26 protein-coding genes, 2 tRNA genes and 1 pseudogene are annotated in these 25,250 nt (G+C 63.8%); 9 read left to right on the top strand and 20 right to left on the bottom strand.

Annotation, left to right across the window (positions count from 1 at the left end; translation table 11 throughout):
• Nucleotides 1-172 precede the first annotated feature (172 nt).
• Genes IC761_RS04610 through mddA form a run of 3 tightly spaced genes read right to left on the bottom strand, consistent with a single transcriptional unit; the run spans nucleotide 173 to nucleotide 3,697 of the window.
• Entirely contained in the window at nucleotides 173-2,269 is a 2,097-nt protein-coding gene (locus tag IC761_RS04610; protein WP_195802111.1) for an alpha/beta hydrolase, read from the bottom strand.
• A 5-nt stretch (nucleotides 2,270-2,274) separates the two neighbouring features.
• Nucleotides 2,275-2,883 (bottom strand): TetR/AcrR family transcriptional regulator, encoded by a 609-nt coding sequence (locus IC761_RS04605; protein ID WP_195802110.1) that lies wholly within the window; start codon nucleotides 2,881-2,883, stop codon nucleotides 2,275-2,277.
• A 58-nt stretch (nucleotides 2,884-2,941) separates the two neighbouring features.
• Entirely contained in the window at nucleotides 2,942-3,697 is a 756-nt protein-coding gene (gene mddA / locus IC761_RS04600) for a methanethiol S-methyltransferase (protein ID WP_210338517.1), read from the bottom strand.
• Between the two features lie 369 nt (nucleotides 3,698-4,066).
• Here mddA and IC761_RS04590 point away from each other — a divergent pair.
• Nucleotides 4,067-4,315: pseudogene (locus tag IC761_RS04590) on the top strand (transposase domain-containing protein); the annotation flags it as partial.
• Between the two features lie 167 nt (nucleotides 4,316-4,482).
• Here the strand turns inward: IC761_RS04590 and IC761_RS04585 are convergent.
• The 9 genes from IC761_RS04585 to IC761_RS04545 form a co-directional block, all read right to left on the bottom strand.
• Nucleotides 4,483-4,558 (bottom strand) — tRNA-Phe (locus IC761_RS04585).
• Nucleotides 4,559-4,788: 230 nt separating this feature from the next.
• A complete protein-coding gene (gene yacG, locus IC761_RS04580) occupies nucleotides 4,789-4,971 on the bottom strand; it encodes a DNA gyrase inhibitor YacG (protein WP_195802109.1) in 183 nt (60 codons plus the stop codon).
• Between the two features lie 146 nt (nucleotides 4,972-5,117).
• Nucleotides 5,118-5,747, bottom strand: a complete 630-nt coding sequence (locus tag IC761_RS04575; RefSeq protein ID WP_018321268.1) for a Maf-like protein — start codon at nucleotides 5,745-5,747, stop codon at nucleotides 5,118-5,120.
• A 158-nt stretch (nucleotides 5,748-5,905) separates the two neighbouring features.
• Entirely contained in the window at nucleotides 5,906-6,373 is a 468-nt protein-coding gene (locus IC761_RS04570) for an arsenate-mycothiol transferase ArsC (RefSeq protein ID WP_195802108.1), read from the bottom strand.
• Between the two features lie 72 nt (nucleotides 6,374-6,445).
• Entirely contained in the window at nucleotides 6,446-6,943 is a 498-nt protein-coding gene (locus IC761_RS04565) for a UPF0262 family protein (protein ID WP_195802107.1), read from the bottom strand.
• Nucleotides 6,940-8,235 (bottom strand): histidinol dehydrogenase, encoded by a 1,296-nt coding sequence (gene hisD, locus IC761_RS04560; protein ID WP_195802106.1) that lies wholly within the window; start codon nucleotides 8,233-8,235, stop codon nucleotides 6,940-6,942. The genes IC761_RS04565 and hisD overlap by 4 nt, the downstream gene beginning before the upstream one ends.
• 95 nt (nucleotides 8,236-8,330) lie before the next feature.
• Nucleotides 8,331-8,807, bottom strand: coding sequence for a DUF2948 family protein (locus IC761_RS04555; RefSeq protein ID WP_195802105.1), 477 nt, complete (start codon nucleotides 8,805-8,807; stop codon nucleotides 8,331-8,333).
• Between the two features lie 81 nt (nucleotides 8,808-8,888).
• Nucleotides 8,889-9,548 (bottom strand): NAD(P)H-binding protein, encoded by a 660-nt coding sequence (locus IC761_RS04550; RefSeq protein WP_195802104.1) that lies wholly within the window; start codon nucleotides 9,546-9,548, stop codon nucleotides 8,889-8,891.
• Between the two features lie 26 nt (nucleotides 9,549-9,574).
• Nucleotides 9,575-10,513 carry an SDR family oxidoreductase gene (locus IC761_RS04545; protein WP_195802103.1) on the bottom strand — a complete coding sequence of 313 codons (939 nt, stop codon included), beginning with the start codon at nucleotides 10,511-10,513 and terminating at the stop codon, nucleotides 9,575-9,577.
• An 88-nt stretch (nucleotides 10,514-10,601) separates the two neighbouring features.
• Between IC761_RS04545 and IC761_RS04540 the strand changes: the two genes are divergently transcribed.
• Entirely contained in the window at nucleotides 10,602-11,243 is a 642-nt protein-coding gene (locus tag IC761_RS04540; RefSeq protein WP_195802102.1) for a TetR/AcrR family transcriptional regulator, read from the top strand.
• A gap of 1 nt (nucleotide 11,244) precedes the next feature.
• Here IC761_RS04540 and IC761_RS04535 read toward each other — a convergent pair whose 3' ends face one another.
• From IC761_RS04535 to IC761_RS04515, 5 genes are all read right to left on the bottom strand, one after another.
• Nucleotides 11,245-12,069 carry an alpha/beta fold hydrolase gene (locus tag IC761_RS04535; protein WP_195802101.1) on the bottom strand — a complete coding sequence of 275 codons (825 nt, stop codon included), beginning with the start codon at nucleotides 12,067-12,069 and terminating at the stop codon, nucleotides 11,245-11,247.
• Nucleotides 12,070-12,095: 26 nt separating this feature from the next.
• Complete coding sequence (locus IC761_RS04530; protein WP_195802100.1) at nucleotides 12,096-12,605, bottom strand: hypothetical protein; 510 nt, start codon at nucleotides 12,603-12,605, stop codon at nucleotides 12,096-12,098.
• A gap of 184 nt (nucleotides 12,606-12,789) precedes the next feature.
• Complete coding sequence (locus IC761_RS04525; protein WP_195802099.1) at nucleotides 12,790-13,098, bottom strand: EthD family reductase; 309 nt, start codon at nucleotides 13,096-13,098, stop codon at nucleotides 12,790-12,792.
• Between the two features lie 125 nt (nucleotides 13,099-13,223).
• Complete coding sequence (locus IC761_RS04520; RefSeq protein ID WP_195802098.1) at nucleotides 13,224-14,930, bottom strand: FAD-dependent oxidoreductase; 1,707 nt, start codon at nucleotides 14,928-14,930, stop codon at nucleotides 13,224-13,226.
• Nucleotides 14,931-15,136: 206 nt separating this feature from the next.
• Entirely contained in the window at nucleotides 15,137-15,322 is a 186-nt protein-coding gene (locus IC761_RS04515; RefSeq protein WP_195802097.1) for a hypothetical protein, read from the bottom strand.
• Nucleotides 15,323-15,634: 312 nt separating this feature from the next.
• On the opposite strand from IC761_RS04515, the gene IC761_RS04510 reads away from it, so the two are divergent.
• From IC761_RS04510 to IC761_RS35790, 4 genes are all read left to right on the top strand, one after another.
• Nucleotides 15,635-15,709: transfer RNA gene (locus IC761_RS04510), tRNA-Thr, on the top strand.
• A 941-nt stretch (nucleotides 15,710-16,650) separates the two neighbouring features.
• The gene (locus IC761_RS04505; protein WP_195802096.1) at nucleotides 16,651-17,136 is read left to right on the top strand and encodes a hypothetical protein; all 486 of its coding nucleotides are present in this window, start codon (nucleotides 16,651-16,653) and stop codon (nucleotides 17,134-17,136) included.
• Nucleotides 17,105-17,737, top strand: coding sequence for a WHG domain-containing protein (locus tag IC761_RS04500; RefSeq protein ID WP_246791433.1), 633 nt, complete (start codon nucleotides 17,105-17,107; stop codon nucleotides 17,735-17,737). Before IC761_RS04505 ends, IC761_RS04500 begins: the two co-directional genes overlap by 32 nt.
• Before the next feature lie 151 nt (nucleotides 17,738-17,888).
• Complete coding sequence (locus IC761_RS35790) at nucleotides 17,889-18,755, top strand: MEDS domain-containing protein (RefSeq protein WP_246791432.1); 867 nt, start codon at nucleotides 17,889-17,891, stop codon at nucleotides 18,753-18,755.
• Nucleotides 18,756-18,871: 116 nt separating this feature from the next.
• Here IC761_RS35790 and IC761_RS04490 read toward each other — a convergent pair whose 3' ends face one another.
• Together IC761_RS04490 and IC761_RS04485 are read right to left on the bottom strand one after the other, a co-directional pair.
• A complete protein-coding gene (locus IC761_RS04490) occupies nucleotides 18,872-19,348 on the bottom strand; it encodes a Crp/Fnr family transcriptional regulator (RefSeq protein WP_195802095.1) in 477 nt (158 codons plus the stop codon).
• Between the two features lie 166 nt (nucleotides 19,349-19,514).
• The gene (locus tag IC761_RS04485; RefSeq protein WP_195802094.1) at nucleotides 19,515-20,678 is read right to left on the bottom strand and encodes a mandelate racemase/muconate lactonizing enzyme family protein; all 1,164 of its coding nucleotides are present in this window, start codon (nucleotides 20,676-20,678) and stop codon (nucleotides 19,515-19,517) included.
• 211 nt (nucleotides 20,679-20,889) lie between these two features.
• Between IC761_RS04485 and IC761_RS04480 the strand changes: the two genes are divergently transcribed.
• The 3 genes from IC761_RS04480 (at nucleotide 20,890) to IC761_RS04470 (ending at nucleotide 23,115) form a co-directional block, all read left to right on the top strand.
• Nucleotides 20,890-21,393 (top strand): peptidase associated/transthyretin-like domain-containing protein, encoded by a 504-nt coding sequence (locus IC761_RS04480; RefSeq protein WP_195802093.1) that lies wholly within the window; start codon nucleotides 20,890-20,892, stop codon nucleotides 21,391-21,393.
• Between the two features lie 80 nt (nucleotides 21,394-21,473).
• A complete protein-coding gene (locus IC761_RS04475; protein ID WP_195804545.1) occupies nucleotides 21,474-22,043 on the top strand; it encodes a ferric reductase-like transmembrane domain-containing protein in 570 nt (189 codons plus the stop codon).
• A 64-nt stretch (nucleotides 22,044-22,107) separates the two neighbouring features.
• Nucleotides 22,108-23,115, top strand: a complete 1,008-nt coding sequence (locus tag IC761_RS04470) for an LLM class flavin-dependent oxidoreductase (RefSeq protein ID WP_195802092.1) — start codon at nucleotides 22,108-22,110, stop codon at nucleotides 23,113-23,115.
• Nucleotides 23,116-23,355: 240 nt separating this feature from the next.
• Here IC761_RS04470 and IC761_RS04465 read toward each other — a convergent pair whose 3' ends face one another.
• Nucleotides 23,356-25,065, bottom strand: coding sequence for a methyl-accepting chemotaxis protein (locus IC761_RS04465; RefSeq protein ID WP_195802091.1), 1,710 nt, complete (start codon nucleotides 25,063-25,065; stop codon nucleotides 23,356-23,358).
• Nucleotides 25,066-25,250: the final 185 nt, after the last annotated feature.

Below are 25,250 nucleotides of genomic sequence, written 5' to 3'. Positions count from 1 at the left end.
ACCACGAATTCTAATATCATTGAAGTATCCATATAATTTCAGTCGATGCGGCTTGCACCGGAACTCTGATGCTCGCTATTGGCACCGCGTGACTTCGGGCCGCCATCCGCTACATAACGCTTGGGTCGTCGGCGTTCGCTCATGGATCATGTCCACACGAAGCAGGTGCTCGCTACAGCAATTCGGCGAGCATCCGGGCCGCCCGGGCGGCGCCGTCTGCTTCGACCGGTGAGAAGTGTTGAGGCCTTCGGAGCTCTGCGACCATTGCGTCGGCGATGGCCTCCGGCGTGCTGGTGCCGAACTCCATCCGGCGACCAGCGCGATAGCGGTCCAGCCTGTGCGCGACATGGAAGTTCTGTTCGAAGTGGTTCTTGAGCGGAAAATAGATGAATGGCGTGCCGGCAGCGGTCAGTTCCATGCAGGTCGTGAGGCCACCCTGAACCAGCGCGAGATCGCAGGCCGCGAGATGGCGATCGAGATCCGGCACGAACGAACGCAACTCGACACCCGGCGGTCCACCGAACGCGCTCGGATCGATGCGTGGACCCGTGACCACGATCATGCGAAGCCCGGGTACCTTTTCTGCCGCCAGCGGATAGCTCTGCAGGATGCGGCGAATGAGGTGCGCGCCGACCCCCGATCCGCCGACGGTCACGATGCACACGCGCTCGCCATTGTTGTAGCCGAGCTGATCGCGCAGATCCTTGCGGCTGCCGAAGCTCGCAGGGTGCTCGCCAATGATGTAGCCGGAAAAATCGAAGTGTCGCGGCACCCAGTCGCGCATTACCGGCAAGTCCTCGCCGAACGAGCGCGGAATGACGTCATCGAGCGATCCTACGAAAATTGCGCGGTCGCGGACCGACGGATGGTTCTCGACATGTTTGATCATCTCGGCGTTGTAGTCGGTCGTCAGGTAAGCCTCCCGCTCACCGCCGGACGGCATCGGTAGATAGCCGACGAAATCCGTGAACCAGGCAAGGCCCGCGCGCTTGAGTTCCGGATGCTCGTGCCAGTAGTGATCGATGTCCCAGGCCTCGTCTGCGATGACGAGATCGTACTGGGTCTCCTCCACCGCCTGCTGAAAGTGCATGAAATTCTTGATCAGCACCTCGTCCATCCGGCGCAGTGCCTGAAAACAATGGAGCTCGTGCTCGCCGGATTCCTGCTCGATGTGTTGGGTCTCGCTTGCCAGGCGCTTGCTCAAGGGGTGGATGCATTCACCATCGCGTTCGAGCAGCCGCGTCACCGGGTCTTGGGCCAGCCAATGAACATCCAGGTCGGGATGCAACTTACGCAGCTCGCGAGTGATCGCGAGATCGCGCCGGGCGTGGCCTAGGCCGATCGGCGAGGAGAGATAGAGGACAGTCTTGGCCTTGCGGGTTTTTGTCCCTGGCCTCGGCATCACGCCTATGCGCCGCAAGAAGTCGATGATCGCCGCATTGCATTTCGCCGGAAAGCGGGCAAGGGGGATGTGACCTCCGCCTGCGATGGTTACCAGCTCCCCGCCGATGACCTCGGCGACCTTCTCGCCTCTCGCATACGGCATGATGCGATCATCGTCCCCGTGGATGATGAGAACGGGGCAGCGGATGGCGTGATACATCGCCTCGCTCACATCGCATGCCGGCGCAATCGTCCGCGCGTCCACGGTCTTTCCCAAGATATGGCCGTCGGTCTCGCTCGCCCAGGCGAGCGCATCCTCGATCTGCTTGGTCGAATGAGGTTCAGAAAAAATGCTGCCGATGAAGAATTCCGCAAAATCGGTATAGTTGGTCAGCCAGTAGTCGCGATTATACTTGTTCCAGCCCTCGTACGGTTGCTGCGGCGTCCCGAAATGTTGTGGGGTCATGTAGGGATTGCCAGGGCCGATTGTCGCGACGGTCCCGATCAGTACAGCAGCCGTCACGCGTTCCGGATGATGGGCCGCCAGGACAGAGCAAATGATCCCGGCGGAGGAAAGACCGACGACAATCGCCTCGGATGCGTTGATCGCGTCCATGACCGCAATCGTGTCGGCGACATACTGATCAAGCGAATAGGCCGCGATGTCGTCCGGTCGATCGGACTTGCCGTTGCCGCGCGGATCGAAAGTCACGCAGCGAAAATGCTCGGCAAAAAACGGCACCTGCGCCTTGTATACCCGCGAATGGACGATGCTCCACGGAGGCACGAAGACGAGAGTGTGCGACCCGCTCCCATACACCTCGAAGTGAACCTTTACTCCGTCACGGTCGACGAAACCTTCCCGGTCAGGGAGTCTTGCGCGCATGACATTTACCTCGCACTTGTTTCGGCGATACGGATCAGATCGCCAACACGACGCAGGGATTGGCGTAGGGGCGCGCCCCTCTTTTCGAAGCCCAGCAAATAGAGGCTTTCCGCTCCCATGAACGCGCTGGAGACCAAGGCCGCGATGTCCTCAGGTGTGAATGAGCCGAGGCCGCCGATTTTGTCCGCGGAATCCCGAACCACGTCGCGGAGCAGCCGGTACCAGGACAAAATGCCCTCTCGGATTACCTTGGCGACGCCTGCATCCGACCAACTCGCTGCCATCAATTCCTGCAAAACGGGTACATATCCCGACGCAATATCTTCATCGAGATAATCGCACGCCCGGTCCCATCGCTCCGACAGACTGAGCGTCGTGTCGGCAAACATCGCGGTCTGGCGGTCGATCAGTTGCGCATTAAGGTACTCGAACAACGCCAGCATCATGCCCTGCTTGGACCCGAAGTGATAATGAATCTGACTGAGAGGCACACCGGCCGCCGCGGCGACATCGCGCGTCGAAAGGCCCGCGTAGCCATTGCGGCGCAGCACCACCTTGGCGGCTTCGAGGAGCAGCACGCTGGTACCTGGCTTCTTCGCGAGTGCACGCACCATCCGGAAGGTCCTTTCACTTGATTCGGCGGAGCGGTTTCGCGAGAAGGGCAGCGATCCGCTAGGGTCGCATGCGCGCCTGCAGGTCCGCCTTCTTGCGTGGGAACGGGATCAACATGGAGACCTGCTTCCGATACTGACGATACTGATCGCCGAAGACCGCGACGAGATCGCGCTCCTCGAGCCAAATGCCAACCAGGATGTAGCCCGTCGTTGCAGCGGCGAACAGCAAATGCCCGAGAGTCATTGTGGGGGTTGCCCAGAACGCAAGCAGAAAACCGAGATAGATCGGATGCCGGACCCGTTTGTACAGAAAGGGCGTCTTGAACACCGGCAATGGTGATGGCAAGCCAAGCAGGCGCGCAAAAACTTGCTGCAGCCCAAAGAGCTCAAAGTGATTGATCAGGAATGTGCTGAGCAGCACCAGGGCCCAGCCGGCCCAGAAGATTGCCTGTAGCGCCAACTCAGCAGCAGGATGTTCCACCTGCCATAGGATCTGTGGGATCGGCCGCCACTGCCAGTAGAGAAGCACAAGGACCCCACTCGCAAACAGCACGTAGGTCGTCCGCTCGATCGAGCGTGACACCAGCCTGGTCCAGACCCGTTTGAAGGCTGGACGTGCCATGACGCTGTGCTGAACTGCGAACAGGCCAAGCAACAGCACATCGAGTGTGACGGCGACCGAGAGCGGTCCATGGTCTCCGCTATCGACAGTCTTGGGGACTGCCACGTCGCCGACGAAGCCGATCGCGTACAGGAAAGTACCGAGAAAGATCAGGTAGACGACGATTCCGTAGAGCAATGACATGACGCCCATAATGACCTCCGCTCAGAATTCGGTCGAACGACCGAATTGAACAATAATTCGGTCGACCGACCGAAGTCAAGTTCTGAATCGCGTTCGGCATTGCCGGCGCCCTTTTCAGCCTCCGTATGATCGGCCGGCAAGCCGATCCACTGTATCCCTCCGCCAAAGGCCGTCTTGTTTGAGGGACGCGAGCGCTGCAGGTCCTAGGGGAGAAGCGCTATGACGATTTCGCGGGCAGAGATGATCACGTCGGTCGAGCGGCGACGCCGGTGGGTCGCAGGATGAGAAGGAACGGCTTGTTGCAGCCTCGCTTGAGCCCGGAGCCAGTGTTTCCGACGTGGCTCGCATGGCTGGCCTTCATGTGAGCCAGCTGGTCAGGTGCGCGGCATCGCGTTGGGCAGGCGCAACTGGACCTTCGCCGGCAGCCTGCGCGGCGCCGACCGCGCCGCCATCATGCTGACCATGATCACGACGTGTCGCCTCAACGACGTCGATCCCAAGGTCTGGTTCGCCAACGTCCTCGCCCGTATCGCCGATCTTCCCGCTTCGCGTCTGCACGAACCGCTGCCGCGGGAATGGAAGCCTCTGCGCCAAGCCAGTGAGCCCGCCGGTCAGCGGGCCACCTGACCTGCACGCAACGCAATCATAGCGCTCGCCGTGCTCCCGCGCATGCGTCGATCAGGCGGCCTTCGTCGTATGCGCACGATCCACTTGCGTATCGCTCGACTGCAAATCCGCACCAGCAGCCGTCAGGACTTCGTTTGTTCGTGGTTTTGTATCGAATGGTGGAAATATGGTGCCCAGGGGCGGAATCGAACCACCGACACTGCGATTTTCAGTCGCATGCTCTACCAACTGAGCTACCTGGGCATGCTCGACGCGAGGGCCAAAGAGAAGCTCAAGGCCCATCGAGCGGGCGGTTTATAGTGGGCCGAGAGCGGCCTGTCCACCCGGCTTCGCCAGCTTTGTCCGGCATAGCCCACAGGGCGACGCCGGAGAGGCTTCGCCGGGCGCGGCGCGGCTGTGCACAAGCTCGGGCGGGGGCGGCGCGGCTGGTGCGTGGGCGCCAAGACGGCGACCAAAATACTGATTTTATTGTATTATTCCACGTCATCCAGCTCGTCGTCGCGGCCGGGGATGACGTAGGAGCCTTTCAGCCAGCGGTTCAGATCGACGTCACGGCAGCGCGACGAGCAGAATGGGCGGGTGGCCTCCACCTGCGGCTTGCCGCAGATCGGGCAGGTCTTGAGGGGGCTGGCGGGCTTTTTGACGGGGTCGTCCATATGAGGTGCGGCGTGTACGAGGTGGCGGCGTTCATGCGCCTGTCGGCAAACGGGTTCCTCGGGCGGCCGCGCAGGCGGGCCCGGCGAGGTCGCCCTCGCTCATTCTACTGTGCATGGGGTTGTTTTCGAGGTTTTTGTCAGACCGCTCAGACCGCCGTGGCGTTGAGCCAGCCGAAGCGGATCGGAAAGCCCTCGCCGCCGAGCAACGTCGTGGTCTCATAGAGCGGCAGGCCGACGACGTTGGAGTAGGAGCCGACCATCTTGACCACGAACGAGCCGGCGATGCCCTGCACGGCATAGCCGCCGGCTTTGCCGCGCCATTCGCCGGAGCCGATATAGGCCTGGATGTCGTCCTCCGAGAGGCGCTTGAAGCGGACGCGGGTCTCGACCAGGCGCTGGCGGAAGGCCTCGCGCGGCGTCACCAGCGTGATCGCGGTATAGACGCGGTGATTGCGGCCGGACAAGAGCCGCAGGCACTGCGCGGCCTCGTCGACGAGGTTCGCCTTGGGCAGGATGCGGCGGCCGACCGCCACCACCGTGTCGGCGGAGAGGATGAAGGCGCCACGCAGCTCGTCGTCGAGCTGGACTGACTTCAGCGCCGCATCGGCCTTGGCCCTCGCGAGGCGGTTGGCGCAGGCGCGCGGCAGCTCGCCCCGCTTCGGCGTCTCGTCGACGTCGGCGGGCCGGAGCGCGTCCGGCTCGATGCCGGCCTGGTTGAGCAGCGACAGGCGTCGCGGCGAACCGGAGGCAAGTACGAATTTGGGGCGGCCGAGCATCAGCTGATTTTGGGGAACGAAGCAGGGGGTGAATTGCGCGCGGAACCTATCGGACGGAGGCTGATTTCACAACCCGGGAACCTCGACTCAAGCGATTCGAGGCTCCCCGGACATGCCTGTGCCTGCGCTCTGTGACGCCGGTGTTACGGAGCAAATGACTACCCGCTCGCCGCCCCGACCTTGGCGAACCGGCGGCGGATGCGCAGCAACAGCTGGTCGCAGACCTCGCGATAGGCGGCGAGCTTCTGGTCGCGGCTGCCTTCGATCGTGGTCGGGTCGTGGGTCGGCCAGTATTCGACATCGGCGGCAAGCGTCCGGGTCAGCTCCAGCGCCTTGTGGTGCGCCTCCGGCGAGAGCGTGATGATGAGGTCGAAATTCAGCCCCTCCCAATCCTCCAGCTCCTCGAAGGTCTGCGGCTTGTGGGTGGAGATATCCTGGCCGAGCTCGGCCATCACGGTGACGGCGAAGGGGTCGAGCTCGCCCTTCCTGGCACCGGCAGATTTGACGTACAGACCTTGCGGAAACATGTGCCGCAGCAGACTCTCGGCCATCGGCGAGCGCACGCTGTTCATGGCGCAGGCAAACAGCACCGATTGCGGATCGCGTGTGCGTGGCGGACCCGCCATCCGCGTTTAGCCTTCTTTGATAGAGGGCATGGCCTTGCCGGAAAACCGCTGCACACTTTTCCGGGCCATGCCCTAGCCCTTCCAGTGCAGGACGGTGATGAGCGTGAACAGTCGGCGCGAGGTCTCGAAATCGACCCGTACCTTGCCCTTCAGCCGCTCTTGCAGCGTGCGCGAGCCCTCGTCATGGATGCCGCGGCGGCCCATGTCGATGGCCTCGATCTTGTCCGGCGTCGCGGTGCGGATCGCCTGGTAGTAGCTGTCGCAGATCATGAAATAGTCCTTCACGATCCGCCGGAACGGCGTCAGCGACAACAGATGCGCGACCACGGGCGTGCCGTCCTCGCGGCGGATGTCGAACATCAGCCGGCTGCCGGTGATGCCGATATGCAGCGTGAACGGCCCCTGGCCGTCGGCGCCGTCGGGCGCGAACAGATTCTGCTCGATCAGGTCGTAGATCGCGATCGCACGCTCATGCTCGATGTCGGGCCCGGACCGGCCGATCGAGTCCTCGTCGAGCGTGACCGCGACGATGCGATTGGTCGAGTCGTCCTGTTCGGGCGGCTTTGTCATGACAGATTGAGGCGCAATCCAATCGAGCGCGAATGAGCGTCCAGCCCCTCCGCCTTGCCGAGCGTCATCGCGGCCGGGCCCAGCGCGCGCAGCTGATCCGGGCCGCATTTCAGGATCGAGGTGCGCTTCATGAAATCTGCGACCCCGAGCCCCGAGGAGAACCGCGCCGAGCGCGCCGTCGGCAGCACGTGGTTGGAGCCGCCGACATAATCGCCGATCGCTTCCGGCGTATGAGGCCCGAGGAATACCGCGCCGGCGTTGCGGATCTTTGCGGCGAGCGCGTCGGGATCATCAGTCATGATCTCGAGATGCTCGGCGGCGATCGCGTCCGCGAGCGGGATCGTCTCGGCGAGATTCTTCACCATGATGATCGCGCCGAAATCAGCCCAGGAGGCGCTGGCGATTGCGGTGCGCGGCAGCGTCTTCAGCTGCGCCGCGACGGCCTTTTCGACATCGGCCGCAAGGCGCGCCGAGTCCGTGATCAGGATCGACTGCGCGCTGGCATCGTGCTCGGCCTGCGCCAACAGATCGGCGGCGATCCAGTCGGCGTTGCCGGTGTCGTCGGCGATGACCAGCACCTCGGAGGGGCCGGCAATCATGTCGATGCCGACCTTGCCGAACACCAGCCGCTTCGCGGCAGCGACATAGGCGTTGCCGGGACCGACGATCTTTGCGACCGGCGCGATCGTCGCGGTGCCGTGCGCGAGCGCGGCCACGGCCTGCGCGCCGCCGACGCGATAGATTTCGGTGACGCCGCCAAGGTGAGCTGCCGCGAGCACCAGCGGATTGAGCTTGCCGTCGGGCGAGGGCACCACCATCACGAGGCGCGCGACGCCGGCGACTTTTGCCGGCACCGCATTCATCAGCACCGAGGACGGATAGGCCGCAGTGCCGCCGGGAACATAGAGGCCTGCGGATTCGATCGCCGTGTAGCGCCAGCCGAGCTCGACGCCGAGCGGGTCGGTGAAGCGCTCGTCCTTCGGCAACTGACGGGCGTGGTAGATCTCGATCCGGTCGCGCGCGAGCTTCAATGCGTCCAGCGTCGCGGCATCGCAGGCCTTCACTGCGGCGTCGATCTCCGCGGCAGTGACGCGCAGGCCGGATGCATCGAGCTTCAGCCGGTCGAACTTTGCCGTGGCCTCGAGCAGGGCGGCATCGCCGCGCTTGGCCACATCGTCGATGATGGCGCGCGCGGCGGCCTCGACGTCGGCCGAGACCTCGCGCTTTGCGGCGAGGAAGGCCGCGAATCGCTGGTCAAAATCGGCGCTGCTGCGGTCGAGACGAACGGGCATGTTGCGATGATCTTTTGGCTGGTCTTTGGGGGCGGATCGGCGTCACAAGGCCCCCTGCTCAATGGCGCGGCGGCCCCCCGCCGTCAACCCTTGCTTCAATCCTGCTTGCTGCTGGTATACCGCTCATCCCTCCCCTCGACCCCCAGCCCCATCCCGAGCTCATCTGCCCCGAGATCGGTCAGCTCGCATTCGAGGCATTCGACATCGAGGCGGATGGCGCCGCCCTGGGCAAACAACAGGAGCGCACTACCGCCGGGCTCCTCATCGCGGCCGTCCTGGGGGTGAAACTCGATGCCGACGAGGTCCAGGACCGCCTCGGACGCGGCAAGATCGATGTTGCGCGACTTGCAGGCGAGCACGCGGTCGAAACGAAGGGCCGACACCAGCCGGCGCGGCTCGGCTTCGCCGGCGAGCGTCTGTTCCCAGTCCAGCCGGCTCATGCCGACCACCAGGCGTTTCTCGCCCTGCCGCCAGACAATGTCGGTGGTCTGGACCCGGGCATCCTGCACATGAGTCGAGATGACAGCGAGATCGTCGGCGTCGAGCGCGATCAGTTTGAGCTGGGGAGACATTGCCGGCTGTTCTCCTGCGATGCCGATGCGGCACAACGCGCGGACGTGCCAAAATATCCGCAAGGCTAACCAGAGAGCGAATCAGAGGCTATTGATATCCTTCATCTCCAGCACTTTCCGCGGATAGCCCTCGCGGGCGACCCGGATCATGCCGCGCCCAATCTGCTCGGTCGAGGTGACGAGCCGCGGCGAGATCCGGCGCAGCACGGACCACAGCGGCCCGCTCAAATCATAGACCGCCTGCACCCAGGCGGTCTTGGAGCGCGCGCCGTGCAGCGGCTGGATCGCGCCCGGCCGGAACATATAGGCCGCCCTGAACGGCAGCTTGAGCAGGTCGTTCTCGGTCTTGCCCTTGACCCGCGCCCACATTCGCGAGCCCTGCTCGGTGGAATCGGTGCCGGCGCCGGTCACATAAATGAAGGTCATCTGCGGATTGAGCCGCGAAAGCGTCGTCGCGGCCGCGAGCGTGATATCGTAGGTGAGATGGCGGTAGCGCTCCTCGCTCAGGCCGATCGAGGAGACGCCGAGACAGAAAAAGCAGGCGTCGAAGCCTGTCAGCTGAGACTCGATCGCCGAATAATCGGTGAAATCGTTATGGATGATCTCGGTGAGCTTGGCGTTGCGCACGCCGGTCGGGCTGCGTCCGACCACCAGCACGCGCGCGATGCCGGGATCGATCAGGCACTCGCGCAACACACCCTGCCCGACCATGCCGGTCGCGCCGAAGATGATGACTTGCATCGTGACGTCCCCAACGATGTCGTGGCTCACGCCGCGGCCGCGATCTCGTCGAAGGATACACCGGTCAGCGTAGCCGAGACATCCCACAGCATCGCTGACGAGGCGAAATCCTTGGCCTGCGGCATGATCCGCACCGGCGCTGGCGGTCCCTTCAATTCGTAGAACCCGTTCGGACCATAATAGCCGCCGGGCTCCGCGGCGGGAGACGTCGCGGCGTACAGCGTCGGCAGCGCGCCTTCGGTGGCGGACTGGCTGATCAAGGGCTGAAGCAGTTGGCCGACCCGCCATGAGAAGGTGCTGGTGCCGGGACCGTTCGGAATGAGATCCGTCCGCGCGTAGCCGGGATGCGCGCCGACGCTCATCAGGCCCCAGCCGGAAACAAGGCTGCGGCGCTGCAATTCCAGCGAAAACATCAGCATCGCGAGCTTGGACTGGCAATAGGCGCGCCAGGGCCGATAGGACCGCCTGCTCTGGAGATCGTCGAAATTGATCGCGCCGGAGCGGTGCGCGAGGCTGGAGAGATTGACGACGCGCGCAGCCCTGGCGCGGCGAAGCTGCGGCAACAGGCGGGCCGTGAGGGCATAATGGCCGATATAATTGGTGCCCAGCTGCATCTCGAAACCATCCTCCGTCTGCTGCCGCTTCGGCAGCGCCATCACGCCGGCATTGTTGATGAGGAGATCGAGCTGCTCGTTGCCGGCGGCGAAACGCCCGGCGAAGTCCGCGACCGACGACAGGCTCGAGAGGTCGAGATGCTCATAGGCGATCAACGCGTTGGGAAACCGTCGGCAAATGCCCTCGATCGCCCGCAGGCCCTTTGCGTCGTTGCGCCCGGTGAGTATGACGATGGCTCCGGCGCCCGCCAGCGCCAGGGCCGTTTCGTAGCCGAGGCCGCCGGTGGCCCCGGTGACGACGGCAGTCTTGCCGCTGAGCGAGGGGATATCTGCCGTGGTCCAGTCGGTCATGCCATAACTCCAGGGCTGTCAGGGGTGGAAAAGGCCCGCGACGGGTCTAAATGTGCACTTGGTGCAAATTTGCAAGTGGTGAAGTAATTTGAAGGCTTCAAAGCAGACCGGGAAACGCGCCAAGCCTTTGCCCGCGGAGGAGAAATCGCCGGCGGCAACCGGCCTGCGCGAGCGCAAGCAGCAGCAGACCCGCGAGCGGCTGAAGCGGGCGGCGATCGCGCTGTTCCTGGAGCGCGGCTTCGAGGCCACGACCATCGACGACATCGCGGGCGCTGCCGAGATGTCGCGCCGCAGCTTCTTCCACTACTTCGCGTCCAAGGAGGACGTCGTCGTCGCCTGGCAGGAGGATGCAGCAGCAGCGCTGGTCGCCGCGATCCTGGCAAGACCCGCCGACGAATCCATGCTGACGGCGGCGGAGAATGCGATCGCCACAGCGGTCAAGCGGATCGACCCGGTGGAGGCGGCAGCGATGTCGCGGCTCAAGCGCGACAATCCCGCGCTTCACGCCCGCGACCAGCTCAAATACGAAAAGCTCGAGCGCGCGCTGGCGGACGGGCTTGCGCAGCGTTCCGGCCGCAAGTCGGAGCGGCTCAAGGCGCGCCTCGTCGCCATGATCGCCACCGGCGCGATGCGCGTCGGCGGCGAGAGCTGGATGAGCGAAGGCCCGCGGGAAAAGCCGGAGGCTTTCGTGAAGCGGACGTTCGACGCGATCAGGGCGATCTTGAAGTGAGTTACTCTTTGAAGAACGCCAGCAGGTCGGCGTTGATGGTTTCGGCATGCGTCGTCGGCATGCCGTGCGGAAAGCCCTTGTAGGTCTTCAACGTGCCCTTCTTCAAAAGCTTGGCCGACAGCGGCGCGGAATCGGCATAGGGCACGATCTGGTCGTCGTCGCCATGCATGACGAGCACGGGCACGTTGATCTTCTTCAGATCCTCGGTGAAGTCGGTCTGCGAGAACGCGACGATGCCGTCGTAATGCGCTTTCGCGCCGCCCATCATGCCCTGGCGCCACCAGTTCTGGATCACCGCTTCCGACGGTTTTGCGCCGGGGCGGTTGTAGCCGTAGAACGGGCCGGCAGGGAGATCGCGGTAAAAATCCGTACGGCTGGCGGCAAGCGCAGCCTGCAGGCCGTCGAATACGCTCTTCGGCAGGCCGCCGGGATTGGCCGGGGTCTGCACCATCAGCGGCGGCACTGCGGACAGGATCGCGGCCTTCGCCACCCGGCTCTCGCCATGGCGCGCGATGTAATGCACGACCTCGCCGCCGCCGGTGGAATGGCCGACATGGATGGCGTTCTTCAGATCGAGATGCGCGGTCACCGCCGCGAGGTCGTCGGCATAATGATCCATGTCGTGACCATCAGCGACCTGGCTCGAGCGGCCATGGCCGCGGCGGTCATGGGCGATGACGCGATAGCCGCGGGTGACGAAGAAAATCATCTGCGCGTCCCAGTCGTCGGCCGACAGCGGCCAGCCATGGCTGAACACGATCGGCTGACCCGAGCCCCAATCCTTGTAAAAAATCTCGACGCCGTCCTTGGTGGTGATGGTGGGCATTGGGGCACTCCTTCAGTCAGAAACGTTCAGGCAAACGCCATCGGCCTGTAGCGGCGCCAGGCGCCGATCGTGACGATCACGAAAAACACCAGCACGAGGCCCTGCACCACGGCGAACACCGGGCCCGACGGCGGCGCTGGCGGCACGGCCGGTGCGAGCGCGGCGAGCGCCGGCACCTTCAGGAACGACTGGATGATCAGCACGAAGACGTTGAAATAGAGCGAGATCATCGCGGTCACGACATAGACGGGGCGCCAGACGCCTTTGAGCTTCATGCCGTAGAGCGCGATGCAGGCGATTGCGAGCAGCACCAGCGAGATGGCGGCGATGATGTAGGAGGGCAGCAGCTCCTTGAACGGAAACAGGAAGCCCGTCGCATTGGTCAGGATCGTGAACAGCAGGAAGATCGCGGTGAGGCCCGGCATCGGCTTCGAGCCGAGCAGGCCGAACATCACGACGAGGCCGGCGACGATGCCGATCAGGCTGATGATGACATGGACCAGCGTGAAGACGGGCAGGCTCATCCCGAGAACCATGGCATCTCTCCTACTCTCTGCATTGAGATCGAAAGATTAGTATTACGGTCCTCATTGGATTGCTACATGCGCCGGCATCACGCTTGCGCGCCAAGCCATGCGTCATCGTGCGAATCGACAAACGCATGGCTGAATTTTTTGCATCACTGTCGCAAACGACAGCAGGTTTTCGACCAAAGTTGAATCACACGTCCTTGGTGTCGAAGATCAGCATGTCGGCACCGCCGCTGGCAAATTTCGGCACGTCGCCTGCGGCCGCCTTGCCCGCCTCGCTGCCGAATGCCTTCTGGATGTCGCCCACGCTGTCGAAGGAGAGAATGGCGACGAGGTGAACACCTGATGGCCCGGCGGGCGAGCCGACCGTCCCTGTGCTGACGGCGTATTTCTTCAGGCCGGGAAGTTTCTTGGCGAGCGGAATGTGGGTCTCGGCATAATGCTTGTCGAAGGCGGCAGCGTCTTTGGGCGTCTTGTAGAGCACGACGAGTTCGGCCATTGAGTCCTCCCATGTGAATCTTTGTTCTTCCGCGCGCGATTGGCCTCGCGACGAGGGGATAGTCCGTGGGACACGGCACAATGGCAAGCCATAATCGGCTTGCCATTTACTTGTCTTGTCCTTGACTAAAGCGCCGGTTTTGCGGCGTCGCCGAGATAGCCGTGCAGGGAGGCCACGACCTGCGCGCCTTCGCCGATGGCGCCGCCGACGCGCTTGACCGAGCCAGAGCGGACGTCGCCGACGGCGTAGACGCCGGGCACCGAGGTCTCGAGCGGCGCCACCAGCCGGCCCTGGTTCTGCTCGGACTGCGCACCGGTGACGACGAAGCCGCCGCGATCGAGCGTCACGCCGCAGCCGTCGAGCCAGCCGGTGGCGGGATCGGCGCCGACGAACAGAAAGAGATTTTTGATGTCGGCACTATCCTCATCGGTCGACAGCCGGCTCTTCCAGCGGATCCGCCGCAGCAGCGACGCCTCGTCGCCCTCGAGCGCGGTGATCTCGGTGTTGAACATCAATTCGATGTTCGGCGTCGCCTCGATGCGCTCAATGAGATAGCGCGACATGCTGGCGCCCAGCCCGCCGCCGCGGATGATCATCAGCACCTTCTTCGCATGTCCCGACAGAAACACCGCGGCCTGCCCCGCCGAATTGCCGGCGCCGACCAGCGCCACCTCCTCGCCCGAGCACAGCTTCGCCTCGACCGGCGAGGCCCAGTACCAGACGCCGCGGCCTTCGAATTTTTCGAGGTTCTCGATCTCCGGCCGGCGATAGCGCGCGCCGCTGGCGACCACCACCGCGCGCGAGCGCAAGGGATCGCTGCCATCGAGCGCGACCGCGAACGCGCCATCCCTGCGCGTGCAGTCGAGCGAGCTCACCGTCACCGGGATCATGATGTCGGCGCCGAATTTTTGTGCCTGGTTGAAGGCGCGCGCGGTCAGCGCCTGGCCGGAAATGCCGGTCGGGAAGCCGAGATAGTTCTCGATCCGGGCACTGGCGCCGGCCTGGCCGCCGAAGGCGCGGGTGTCGACGACGGCAACCGACAGACCTTCGGACGCGGCATAGACGGCGGTCGCAAGCCCGGCCGGTCCGCAGCCGACGATCGCGACGTCGTAGATGCGATCATTGCGCGGGCCGCCGATCATGCCGATCGCGCGCGCAAGCTCGGTCTCGCCGGGATTGCGCAACACCGCTCCGCTCGCCGCGACGACCAGCGGCAAGTCCTCAGGCTTCGGCGAATAGCGCGCGATGACCTCGGCGGCGTCGCGATCGCGCTCGGGATCGAGCAGATGATGCGGCTGGCCGTTGCGGGTGAGAAAGCCCTGCAACCGCACCACGCCGGCCGAATGCGAGGGACCGATCAGCACGATGCCGCCGACACCGGCCTGGAGCAGATTGACCCGGCGCAGGATCAGCGCGCGCATGATGCGCTCGCCGAGCTCGGCTTCGGCGACCAGCAGCGCGCGCAGGCGCTCCGGCGGCAACAGCAGCGTCTCGACCTCGCCCGCGGCGCGGCCGTCGACCAGCGCGGGACGGCCGGACAGCTGGCTCAGCTCGGCCAGAAACTGCCCCGGCCCCTGGTCGATCAGCGGCGTGACATGGCCGAGCCCGTCGCGCTGGGTGATGGCGACCGTGCCCTTCAGCACGACGAACATGCCAGGCCCCGGCTTGCCGGTCTCGAACAGCAGCTCGCCATGCTGATAGCTGCGCAGCTCACCGAAATTCCGCATCCGCTCGATCTCGGCGGATGTCAGCGTCGGAAACGTCTGCTCGGGGCGCGTGAACCGCGACATCATCGCATCTCTTTCAGCTCGTTCCGGTCCGTCCTGCGCCATTGCCACGTCCAAGCACTCCAAAAAATTCCAGTCGCCGGCCCAGGTGCACCTCCCCCCAGCGGGGAGAGGTCGAATTGCTCCTGGCGATGCGGAGCATCGTCCAGAGCAATCCGGGTGAGGGGCCGCGGCACCCAGTGACACCGTAACCCCTCACCCGGATCGCATCTTTCGATGCGATCCGACCTCTCCCTACGGGAGAGGTGTCCTTAGTCCGTCTTCCCTGCGGTCCCCTCATCTAGGGAACCATCGTCGTTCTGCGAGGGGTCACTGGTTGCGGCGCGTTCGCGCGCCTGCACCTTGCGCCGCTTCAAATTTTCACGCAGCGCCGATTTCAGCCGGTCGTCGCGGGACGCCCTCACCTGCTTCGCGCTCTTGTCGTTGTCGTCAGCCATCACGGGTCCATACAGCGAACCGCGCTAACATGCCTAGCGAATGCGGCAGCTCAAGAGGCGCATCTGATCCGATCGGGCGAAACCAAAATGGGCCAACTCCAATGGTGCGGCCAACTGGCCAGTTGGCCGGGGCATATCGGAACCCAAATCGGCGGAAAGTCGGCTGCTTCGCGCCAAAACAGGCATTTTGGCCGCGATATCGACCCGATTTTCTGGTTTTGGCGGGGCCAGCAAGCTTGCACAGGAGGGGGGCTTGTGGCAGATATCGGCCCGGTTGGTAGGCCCCTCGTGGCGCCCGATTCTCCAGCACATGCTGCCGTAGCTCAGTGGTAGAGCACTCCATTGGTAATGGAGAGGTCGACAGTTCAATCCTGTCTGGCAGCACCATTCTCTGGGTTCAATCGCGCACAAATCGGCATTCTCGCGGCTCGATACGCCCGAGTTTTGCTCTCCTCTTTCGCCCTCTTCCGTGAAGAGGGCGCAGGGAAGACCGGGTGCCGGCTGGCACCCATGACCCGCTGCGCGAAGAATTTGCACACGCAAATGCGCAGGCGGACAACAGGTGGGCCGGAAAACACCCGGCCTTCCCTGCGCGATGGGTTGACGGCTTATGCACGCTCTCCCCGGCGACGAGTTCCCTCTTGTCACCGTCACCTTGCGAATTGACGACGCACCGCGACCCGGTTGAGCCCCGATCCATCTCCGCAAGGCTTGACCGTAGCAACGACGGCCAGGACCACACGTTTTCGCCGTACGCGACTTCGCCCTGCTTCACCCCGAAGGGCTTCGCAGGGTATTGGCGCCGTCCGTTCCGCACGCTGACGGAGACCTCACGAGGTTCATCTCGCCCTGGTCCCGCCTTCGCATGCCCGGCGCAGCCACGTCCACCGCACCCCGACCCACGTTCGTGACGACGTACGATCGCCCCTCTCCCCGGGTCGGGATGGCGCGATAGTGCCGCAAATCCGAATTTCGGTAAAGTAGAATATTTTTGCGGCGGAGGGTTGACGGGGTTTGGCGGGACGCGGGTGTTTTGCCCGACGGGTGGTCCGGGTCGGTGATTAAGGATCGGGAGGGCGTTGCGAAACAGATCCATTCCGGTCCGCAATTCGTAGCAATCATTAAGAACGACGTTGTCGCCCCCTGTCTGGAAGATGACACAAGCCGAAGTCAGGCCAACTGCCGCCATAGGTTCCGCTAAGGGCCAGAAGCCGGCTTTGCGGATGTGGCGGCAATGAGCGTGCTCCTCGCAACTCTACCAGTAGGCAGACATGCGTGGCCTACGTATTAAGGCGTCGGGTACCCCGCAAACACAAAGATGCGCCGTCATGGGAATCTCGACAGATGATCGGGCGTTCGAACTGACAGCAATGAAGACACTGAGTGCGACCGACGTTCAGGTTCAGCCGCAAAGCCGCAAGGCATCTCTTGTTCGAACCAAAAAGGGCAGCTGTGACCAACCGCAGACCATCGGTTTTCCGGCGCTTCGGACGGAGCCGAAACGCGTAAAGTTCGATCCTCCGCTTTCCGCAAAATGGGCGTCCATCGATGGCATCTGGTCAGATAACTGTGTTGTCGTTGCAGTCTGGGACAGTGGAGCACGGCTTCGGGTCCGGTCGACCGATGAACTCGACGAGTTTTTTCTATTGTTCACGTCGGCGGTGAACCCGGTCTTTCGCCGATGCAAGCGAGTTTGGAGGAGCGGCGAGGAAATTGAAGTCGAATATCAGCGGAAGAAACCAAGCTTTGTGTTGGACGCGCAGTCATATGACCTGGAGCGAGATGATGAGCCTGCAAAGTCGCTCTCCCGATAAGCTCTTAGCGGTACAAATGGAGTCTCGGGCTGAGACCGACGGAACAACATCCTCTCAGGAGGGGTACTCGGTCGAAGAGATAGTATCGAATTCATGGGACAGGAGGCTCGCTGACGAACTGATCGCTGAACTTGAGGCTTATACCGGCGAAAGGCGTTCGGTTAGAGAGATGCGGAAGTTTCTCGCGCTGAAAGCTTACCGAGGACTCCTCGATCGATTGCATTCAGCGCGCCGCGGTAAAACCTCTCACCAGGCGCTCAGATCGGTCGCTTACGCAATGCGGGAGTTTGCGATCGAGCGCCCAGTTCTTGCGGCAGCGGCCCTTCGCACACCCGCGACCGATTGCCGGGAATGGAATGAAGCGCATGCGCGCCTCGACGACTTCATGCTCAATCTGCTCGCGGAGTGTCGCATCCACGGCAAGGCCGCAAATACAGCGCTATGTACGCTCAAAAGTCTCGTACGCGGCTTCGTTCTACATGAAGTGTTGAATTCGTTCCTGACAGCCTTTTCCTACGCTGATGTGTACGACGGTGCGATCGACATCTTCATTGCTGGCACTTCAGCACTTCCAGGGGACAGCGACGCGGACGTCCGTTGAACGTGGCCTTTAGTGCTGAAGCCACGCGACTTTCTCGCAACTTCGGCGAAAGTCAATTAACCAAAAGGTGACCTTCGATCGCTGGACATCGGTGCGAAGGCGGGATTATGCGGGAACGCCATATATGTCCTTTCGTGGAGACTATTCGTCGATGGCCACTGCTCGTCCTTCCGGACCGACTCCTTCTTGTTTGCGCCGGACCGGAATCAACGTGATCGGTGACCGTCCTTGGGGCACACATTTCTCCCTCTTCTACGAGACGCTGCAAGACTTGCTGGACGTCCACGTCAGGTATCTCCGTATGGGCTTGGCTGACAACGAGCTCTGTACCTGGGCGCTGTCGGACCCAATCACTTCCACTACGGCGGTGACACATCTCCGCGCGAGCATACCCGGTTTCGACGAGCATGTGCGCGACGGTCGGCTTGAACTGATCCCTGGATACGAATGGTATTTGAAAGGAGATACATTCAGTCCGCAGCGCATCATTGAAAGCTGGCATCATAAGCTCGATCAGGCCCTCGCCAGGGGCCTAGCAGGACTGCGCGTGAGCGGGAATGCGTTCTGGTGCGAGAGCGCCATGTGGAATGCGTTCAACGACTATGAATGCGCGCTTCATCGCACGCTGCATGGCCGAAAGATGATGGTGCTCTGTACCTATTCGCTACAGGCGAGCCGAGCAGCGGATATTCTCGATGTTACCCGTACGCATCATCTTTCAGTCAGCATGCGCAACGGAAGATGGGAGATTCTCACTGAGATCGGATCTCCGGAAGGTAACGAGACAAGGGAGCTATGCTCGGGCAACACGACGCTTTCGAGGTCACGGGCCGAAAGCCTGACCGACCGTGAGCGGATTATCCTGGTCCAATTGCTTAAGGGATTTTCCAGCAAGGAGGCTGGGCGCGCGCTTGCGATCAGCCCGCGAACGGTGGATTTTCATCGTGCGAACATCATGCGAAAACTGGGTGCGCGCAACATCGCGGAGCTTGCGAGCATCCTGCTCCGCGAGCGGTGAGTGCGATGGATCAGGTAACTCCGTAGGATGGGTAGAGCGAAGCGAAACCCATCAAGGGCTCGTGCGGAGACGCAGAATGATGGGTTTCGCAAGGGCTCTACCCATCCTACACATCGTCAATCGTCATCCCCCATCTGGTGCCCCGTAAACCGATCATCCGCCCGACGCAGCCTTCGGCACAGCTCGCGATTGATGTTTTGCAGGACGATCACATAGGCGTGGATGTCGGCCTTGTAGCAGGCGTAGAGCTTTTGCGCCGTCAGCTCGTAGAGCAGCGTCGGCTGCTCGGCGATCACGGTGGCTGAGCGGTTCTGCATTTCGATCAGCGTCATCTCGCCGAAGAAATCGCCCGGTCTCAGGCTGGCGATGGGGACGACGCCCCCTGTCTCCGCCAGCTTGCTCACCGCGAGCTGGCCGGATTTGACGATGAACAACGAGCGTCCCGGCTCGCCCTCCGCCACGACGGTGGCGCCGGCGTCGAAGCGGCGCTCGACCAGCATCGACATCAGCAGGTCGAGGCCAGCGTCCGGCAGGCCGCCGAAGAATGGCGTCGCCAGCAGGAACGCTTTCAGATCGGGGGCGCTGACAGGCATGCTGCAAGCATATTCCCCGCAGCCATCAGCGGCAATCGGCCTGCAGGACAGGTTCAGCTCGTGGCTCGTAGGATGGGTAGAGCGAAGCGAAACCCATCAAGGCCTTGCTCGGTGACGAAGCATGATGGGTTTCGCAAGGGCTCTAGCCATCCTACGGGCGCGGTCCCTACGCCGCCAACTCGCGCATCACCTTGATCAGGTCCGACTTGCCCTCGAAACCGATGCCGGGGAGCTCGGGCATGACGATGTGGCCGGCTTCGACCTTGACGCCATCGGGAAAGCCGCCATAGGGCTGGAACAGGTCGGGATAGCTTTCGTTGCCGCCGAGACCGAGGCCGGCCGCGATGTTGAGCGACATCTGGTGGCCGCCATGCGGGACGCAGCGCGACGGCGACCAGCCGAATTGATCGAGCACGTCGAGGGTGCGCAGATATTCGACCAGGCCGTAGGACAGCGCGCAGTCGAACTGCAGCCAGTCGCGGTCCGGCCGCATGCCGCCGTAGCGCAGCAGGTTGCGCGCATCCTGATGCGAGAACAGGTTCTCGCCGGTCGCCATCGGCCCGGGATAGAACTCGGAGAGCGCGGCCTGAAGCGCGTAGTCGAGGGGATCGCCGACCTCCTCGTACCAGAACAACGGATATTGCCGCAGCATCTTGGCGTAGGCGATGCCGGTCTCGAGATCGAAGCGGCCGTTGGCGTCGACGGCGAGCTGCGCCTCCGAGCCGATCTCGGCCAGCACCGATTCGATGCGGCGCTGGTCCTCGTCGATTGGTGCACCGCCGATCTTCATCTTGACGACGTTGTAGCCGCGATCGAGATAGCCGCGCATCTCGGCGCGCAACGCACTGTTGTCCTTGCCCGGATAGTAATAGCCGCCGGCGGCGTAGACGAACACGCGCGGGTTGGCTTTAAGCCCCTTCTGCTCGGCAAGCAGCCGGAACAGCGGCTTGCCTGCGATCTTGGCGGTGGCGTCCCAGATCGCCATGTCGAGCGTTCCGACCGCAACCGAGCGCTCGCCGTGGCCGCCTGGCTTCTCGTTGCTCATCATCGCGGCCCACAGCTTGTGCGGATCGAGATTGTCGCCGGCCTCGTTGAGGACGCGGTTGCGATCGGCCTCGAGAATGCGATTGCGGAAACGCTCGCGGATCAGCCCGCCCTGGCCGTAGCGGCCGTTGGAGTTGAAGCCGTAGCCGACCACGCGCCGGCCGTCGCGCTCGACGTCGGTGACGACGGCGACGAGGCTCGCCGTCATCTTCGAGAAGTCGATATAGGCGTTGCGGATCGGAGATGCGATCGGCTTGGTGATCTCGCGGACGTCGACGATGCGCATGGGGGTCTCCAGAGTGGTCGGATGCTCTGTATAGCCTTCGCCGGGATGGGATCAAAGCCGACGCAGCCAGCCGGTTCGGCGCCGATCGAGCGCCCGGGAACACTGTTCACAACGCTGTTATTGCGGCGTATCGCACGCCTTGCCTCCATGGGCGTTTCACCGCTGTTGTTGTACCCTGACGGCAATCGCACGATCGCCTGGAGGAACCGACATGACCCCGATCGTCCTCAATCGCCGCACCCTCCTCGCCGCTGGCGGCTCGGTCCTTGCAACCGGAGTTTTCGCAATGGGCGCCTCCGGGCTGTTGTTGCCCGCGCGCGCGGACGGCCTCGCCCCGACCGAGACGATGTCGGGCGGCGCCAACAACTATCGCAAGGGCGCGCCGATCGTGGAGCGGATCGGCAAGGGCGGCTTCTGGATGAGCGGCACCGTGCGCCGCGCCGGCGACGGGGCTCCGCTGGCCGGACAGCGCATCCAGATCTGGGCGCATACGGTCGAAGGCCAGGAGCACGAGCCGCAGAGCCATGGCGCCACGCTGACCGACAAGGACGGCGCGTTCCGGCTCGAGATGCCGCAGATCATTCCGATCTTCGGCCAGCCGCACGGCCACCTCGCCTATGACAGCGGTGAATTCAAAACCGTGTTTCTGCGGCCGATCATGCGGAGCCCGAAGGAAACCAGCCTCGAGGCGCACTTCGTCCTTCAGCAGGCCTGATCGATTTGCCCACGAACGAATGGAGATCGGCCCGGGTGGCCCTGATCTGGGTTGCCCTTGCCTTGGCCATCTGCGTGCCGATGGCCGCCGCGGCGATGAGCCCGCAGCTTGAATGGCGCGGGCCGATCTACATCCTGGCCGGATTTGCAGGGATGATCGCGCTGGGTCTCGTGCTGGTTCAGCCCCTGCTGATCGGCGGCTATCTGGCGCCGCTGACGGCCTATCGCGGCCGGCGTGTCCATCACTGGATCGGCGGCGCGCTTGCTCTGGCGATCGTGATCCATGTCGCCGGCCTCTGGATCACCAGCCCACCCGACATGATCGACGCCCTGACCTTCGCATCGCCGACGCCGTTTTCGCCCTTTGGCGTGATCGCGATGTGGGCGATCTTCGCGGTCGCGCTTTTGGCCGTACTGCGCGGGCGGTTGGGATTGCGGTTGCGGACGTGGCGCATCGTTCACATCCCCCTCGCTGTTGTCATCGTCGTCGGAAGCGTGGTCCATGCCATGCTGATCGAGGGGACGATGGAGACGGTGACGAAGGCCGCGCTGTGCGTGCTGGTGCTCGGCGCGACCGTGAAACTCATGGCGGACTTATGGATGCGGCGAAGGCGCGGGACGCTGCGCGGCGAGAGCATCGCGCGGCAATAGCCCGGCTGGCGCTCGCGCGACTGGCCCTTATATGTGAGGCCCGCCCTCGATCCGGACCTCTCGCATGATCCCCTTCTCCGTGCTCGACCTCGCGCCCATCCGTCAGGGCAGCGACGCCGCGCAGGCGTTTCGCAATTCGCTCGATCTCGCCCGGCATGCCGAGACATGGGGTTTCAGGCGGTTCTGGCTCGCCGAGCATCACAACATGACGGGGATCGCGAGTGCGGCGACGTCGGTGGTGATCGGGCATATCGCGGGCGGCACCAAGACCATCCGCGTCGGCTCCGGCGGCGTGATGCTGCCGAACCATTCGCCGCTGGTCATCGCCGAGCAGTTCGGCACGCTGGAATCGCTTTATCCCGGGCGGATCGATCTCGGGCTCGGGCGCGCGCCCGGCACCGACCAGTTCACCGCGCGGGCGATGCGGCGCGATCTCGCCACCGCCGCCGAGAATTTTCCGCATGACGTGCTGGAATTGCAGGCGCTGCTCGGCGACGTGCAGCCGAACCAGGCGATCCGCGCCGTGCCCGGCATGGGGCTGAAAGTGCCGCTCTGGATCCTCGGCTCCAGCATGTTCGGCGCGCAGCTTGCGGCCATGCTCGGGCTGCCCTTCGCCTTCGCCTCGCATTTCGCGCCGCAGATGCTGATGCCGGCGCTGCGCGAATATCGCGCGCGGTTCGAGCCCTCAGTGCAGCTCGACAAGCCTTACGCGATGGTCGCCGTCAACGTGTTCGCGGCCGACAGCGACGACGAGGCGCGACGCATGTTCACCTCGCTCCAGCAGCAGTTCATCAATCTGCGCCGCGGCACGCCCGGCCCGCTGCCGCCGCCGGTCGACGACATGGACGCGCTGTGGTCGCCGGCGGAAAAGGCCGGCGTCGGGCAGGCGCTGGCGTACGCCGCGGTCGGCTCGCCTGAGGTCGTCGAGCAGAGGCTGAAGGAGATCATCGCCGATACCGCCGCGGACGAGCTGATCACCACGGGCCAGATCTATGACCACACCGCCCGGCTGCACTCGTTCGAGATCGCAGCCGGGGTGCGGGACAGGCTGGCGGCGCAGCGGGCGGTGTGAGAGCGGTCGCGTCCTGATGCATGACGAGACTGGGCCTGATTGCTGCAACGGCGGAGGTGAGCTCCCTCCCCCGCTTGCGGGGGAGGGTTGGGGAGAGGGTGTCTCCGCAATCGAGAACCCCCAAGAGGAGAGAGCCCTCACCCGGCGCTTCGCGCCGACCTCTCCCGCAAGCGGGAGAGGTCGCAGCCAGTGTGCCGCGCGATCGGTCTAACCCAAAGTCATCGTACCTTGGACGCCGCTCTACGCCGCCCTGATCGAGTTCATGAAGCTCGCAACACCGCGCTTGAGGCGCGCGCTTTCGCCGGCGAGCGACTGCGCGGCCGACTGCACCTGGGCGGAAGCGCCGCCGGTCTCCGACGCACCGCGCCGGACGTCGGCGATGCTGGTCTCGACCTGCGAGGTGCCTTCGGCGGCGCGCTGCACGTTGCGGGAGATCTCCTGCGTGGCGGAGCCCTGCTGCTCGACCGAGGTGGTGATCGCGGCCGAGATCTCCGAGATTCGCCCGATCGTAGCCCCGATCTCCTTGATCGCAGCAACGGAATCCCGCGTCGCCGACTGGATGTCGGCGATCTGCTGGCTGATCTCGTCGGTGGCCTTGGCGGTCTGCTCGGCGAGCGACTTCACCTCGGAGGCGACGACCGCAAAGCCGCGGCCGGCCTCGCCGGCGCGCGCGGCCTCGATGGTCGCGTTCAGCGCCAGCAGATTGGTCTGGCCGGCAATGGTCTGGATCAGATCGACGACGTCGCCGATCCGGCTGGCGGCCTGCGACAGCTCGCTGATGCGGCTGTCGGTCTTCTGCGCCTGGCTGACGGCCTCGCCGGCGATCCGCGCCGAGCTCTCGACCTGGCGAGAGATCTCGCCGATGGAGGAGGCCAGCTCTTCGCTCGCGGCGGCGACAGAATGCACGTTGGCTGAAGCTTCGCCCGAAGCCGTCGAGGCGCGGTTGGACACCTGCGCGACGGTGTCGGCGGTCTTCGACAGCGTCGTCGACGACGTCTCGAGCTGGCCGGCAGCAACCGACACAAGCTCGATGATCTCGCCGACCTCGCGCTCGAACTGATCGGCAAGCCGGTTCATGTCGACCTTGCGCGCCTCGACCTGGCGCTGCTCGGTGACGGCCTGCTCTTCACGCAAGCGGTTGGTCTCGATCATGGCGTCGCGGAACACCTGCACGGTGCGCGCCATCTCGCCGATCTCGTCGCGACGATCGGCAAAAGCGACCGGCGCATCAAGCTGACCTTCGCTGAGCGAGGCCATGCGCGCCTTCAGGCCGGTGAGCGGCTTGACCACGCTGCGGCCGACCGCCCAGGCGATCATGATCGAGATCAGCATCAAGACCGCAATCACGACGGAGGCGGTCTGCACCATCGACCAGAACGAATTGTCGACCTCCGACATGTATTCGGCCGAGCCGATCATCAGATTCCACGGCGCGAAGCCGCGCGTGAAGGCGACCTTGTCGAGCGGCGTGGCATCGGCGCCGTTGCGGCGGAACGCATAGCGCAACGTGCCCTGGCCCTTCTTCGCGATGTCCATCAGCGCGACCGCGAACAGCATGCCGTTGGCGTCCTTGTTCGGACGCATGTCCTTGCCGACGAATTGCGGAATGCCGGGATTGGAGACGCACAGCCCGGTCTCGTAGTCGTAGATATAGGCGTAGTTGCCGTGGTCTTCGTACCAGACATAATTGTTGGCTTCGAGGAAGCGCTTCCTGGCCTCCTCCTCGGTCATCTGGCCGGCCTTGTAGGCCTTGTAATAGCCATCGGCCAGGTTCCAGACGATATCGACCGCGGCATGCGCCTTTTCGATGCGCTCGGTGACGAGCTGGTTGCGGGCGGTCCACAGCGCCGTGGAGGCGACCAGCGCCATGCAGACGGCGCCGACCACGGTCATGATCGCGAGCTTGGCGCCGATCGAGCGCAGCGAAAACAGGTTCTTGAGAGCCGGCATTCTGCCTCGTCGATGTTGCTGGGCGCCGCGCAGGAGAATCAGGCGAACGGTTTCATAGGATGGGAACGCCCTAATTAGAGCGAATTCGTTAAGAACTGAGTTACATCGCATGGCCAGTGCCATGAGCCCGGTCCGAAAGGCGCAGAATCCGTCTGTCAACGGGCTGACGCGCGCCCTCGATCTGT

Source organism: Bradyrhizobium commune (assembly GCF_015624505.1).
Classification (GTDB): domain Bacteria; phylum Pseudomonadota; class Alphaproteobacteria; order Rhizobiales; family Xanthobacteraceae; genus Bradyrhizobium; species Bradyrhizobium commune.
Note: the sequence above shows the minus strand (reverse complement) of the source record. Positions and strands in the feature narration are given on the sequence as shown.

Bases quoted from the DNA above. Each gene is read 5' to 3' on its own strand.
- IC761_RS04610 (WP_195802111.1), bottom strand. From the start codon at position 2,269: ATGCGCGCAAGACTCCCTGACCGGGAAGGTTTCGTCGACCGTGACGGA.
- IC761_RS04605 (WP_195802110.1), bottom strand. From the start codon at position 2,883: ATGGTGCGTGCACTCGCGAAGAAGCCAGGTACCAGCGTGCTGCTCCTC.
- mddA (WP_210338517.1), bottom strand. From the start codon at position 3,697: ATGGGCGTCATGTCATTGCTCTACGGAATCGTCGTCTACCTGATCTTT.
- yacG (WP_195802109.1), bottom strand. From the start codon at position 4,971: ATGGACGACCCCGTCAAAAAGCCCGCCAGCCCCCTCAAGACCTGCCCG.
- IC761_RS04575 (WP_018321268.1), bottom strand. From the start codon at position 5,747: ATGCTCGGCCGCCCCAAATTCGTACTTGCCTCCGGTTCGCCGCGACGC.
- IC761_RS04570 (WP_195802108.1), bottom strand. From the start codon at position 6,373: ATGGCGGGTCCGCCACGCACACGCGATCCGCAATCGGTGCTGTTTGCC.
- IC761_RS04565 (WP_195802107.1), bottom strand. From the start codon at position 6,943: ATGACAAAGCCGCCCGAACAGGACGACTCGACCAATCGCATCGTCGCG.
- hisD (WP_195802106.1), bottom strand. From the start codon at position 8,235: ATGCCCGTTCGTCTCGACCGCAGCAGCGCCGATTTTGACCAGCGATTC.
- IC761_RS04555 (WP_195802105.1), bottom strand. From the start codon at position 8,807: ATGTCTCCCCAGCTCAAACTGATCGCGCTCGACGCCGACGATCTCGCT.
- IC761_RS04550 (WP_195802104.1), bottom strand. From the start codon at position 9,548: ATGCAAGTCATCATCTTCGGCGCGACCGGCATGGTCGGGCAGGGTGTG.
- IC761_RS04545 (WP_195802103.1), bottom strand. From the start codon at position 10,513: ATGACCGACTGGACCACGGCAGATATCCCCTCGCTCAGCGGCAAGACT.
- IC761_RS04535 (WP_195802101.1), bottom strand. From the start codon at position 12,069: ATGCCCACCATCACCACCAAGGACGGCGTCGAGATTTTTTACAAGGAT.
- IC761_RS04530 (WP_195802100.1), bottom strand. From the start codon at position 12,605: ATGGTTCTCGGGATGAGCCTGCCCGTCTTCACGCTGGTCCATGTCATC.
- IC761_RS04525 (WP_195802099.1), bottom strand. From the start codon at position 13,098: ATGGCCGAACTCGTCGTGCTCTACAAGACGCCCAAAGACGCTGCCGCC.
- IC761_RS04520 (WP_195802098.1), bottom strand. From the start codon at position 14,930: ATGGCGCAGGACGGACCGGAACGAGCTGAAAGAGATGCGATGATGTCG.
- IC761_RS04515 (WP_195802097.1), bottom strand. From the start codon at position 15,322: ATGGCTGACGACAACGACAAGAGCGCGAAGCAGGTGAGGGCGTCCCGC.
- IC761_RS04505 (WP_195802096.1), top strand. From the start codon at position 16,651: ATGGGAATCTCGACAGATGATCGGGCGTTCGAACTGACAGCAATGAAG.
- IC761_RS04500 (WP_246791433.1), top strand. From the start codon at position 17,105: ATGATGAGCCTGCAAAGTCGCTCTCCCGATAAGCTCTTAGCGGTACAA.
- IC761_RS35790 (WP_246791432.1), top strand. From the start codon at position 17,889: ATGGCCACTGCTCGTCCTTCCGGACCGACTCCTTCTTGTTTGCGCCGG.
- IC761_RS04490 (WP_195802095.1), bottom strand. From the start codon at position 19,348: ATGCCTGTCAGCGCCCCCGATCTGAAAGCGTTCCTGCTGGCGACGCCA.
- IC761_RS04485 (WP_195802094.1), bottom strand. From the start codon at position 20,678: ATGCGCATCGTCGACGTCCGCGAGATCACCAAGCCGATCGCATCTCCG.
- IC761_RS04480 (WP_195802093.1), top strand. From the start codon at position 20,890: ATGACCCCGATCGTCCTCAATCGCCGCACCCTCCTCGCCGCTGGCGGC.
- IC761_RS04475 (WP_195804545.1), top strand. From the start codon at position 21,474: ATGGCCGCCGCGGCGATGAGCCCGCAGCTTGAATGGCGCGGGCCGATC.
- IC761_RS04470 (WP_195802092.1), top strand. From the start codon at position 22,108: ATGATCCCCTTCTCCGTGCTCGACCTCGCGCCCATCCGTCAGGGCAGC.
- IC761_RS04465 (WP_195802091.1), bottom strand. From the start codon at position 25,065: ATGCCGGCTCTCAAGAACCTGTTTTCGCTGCGCTCGATCGGCGCCAAG.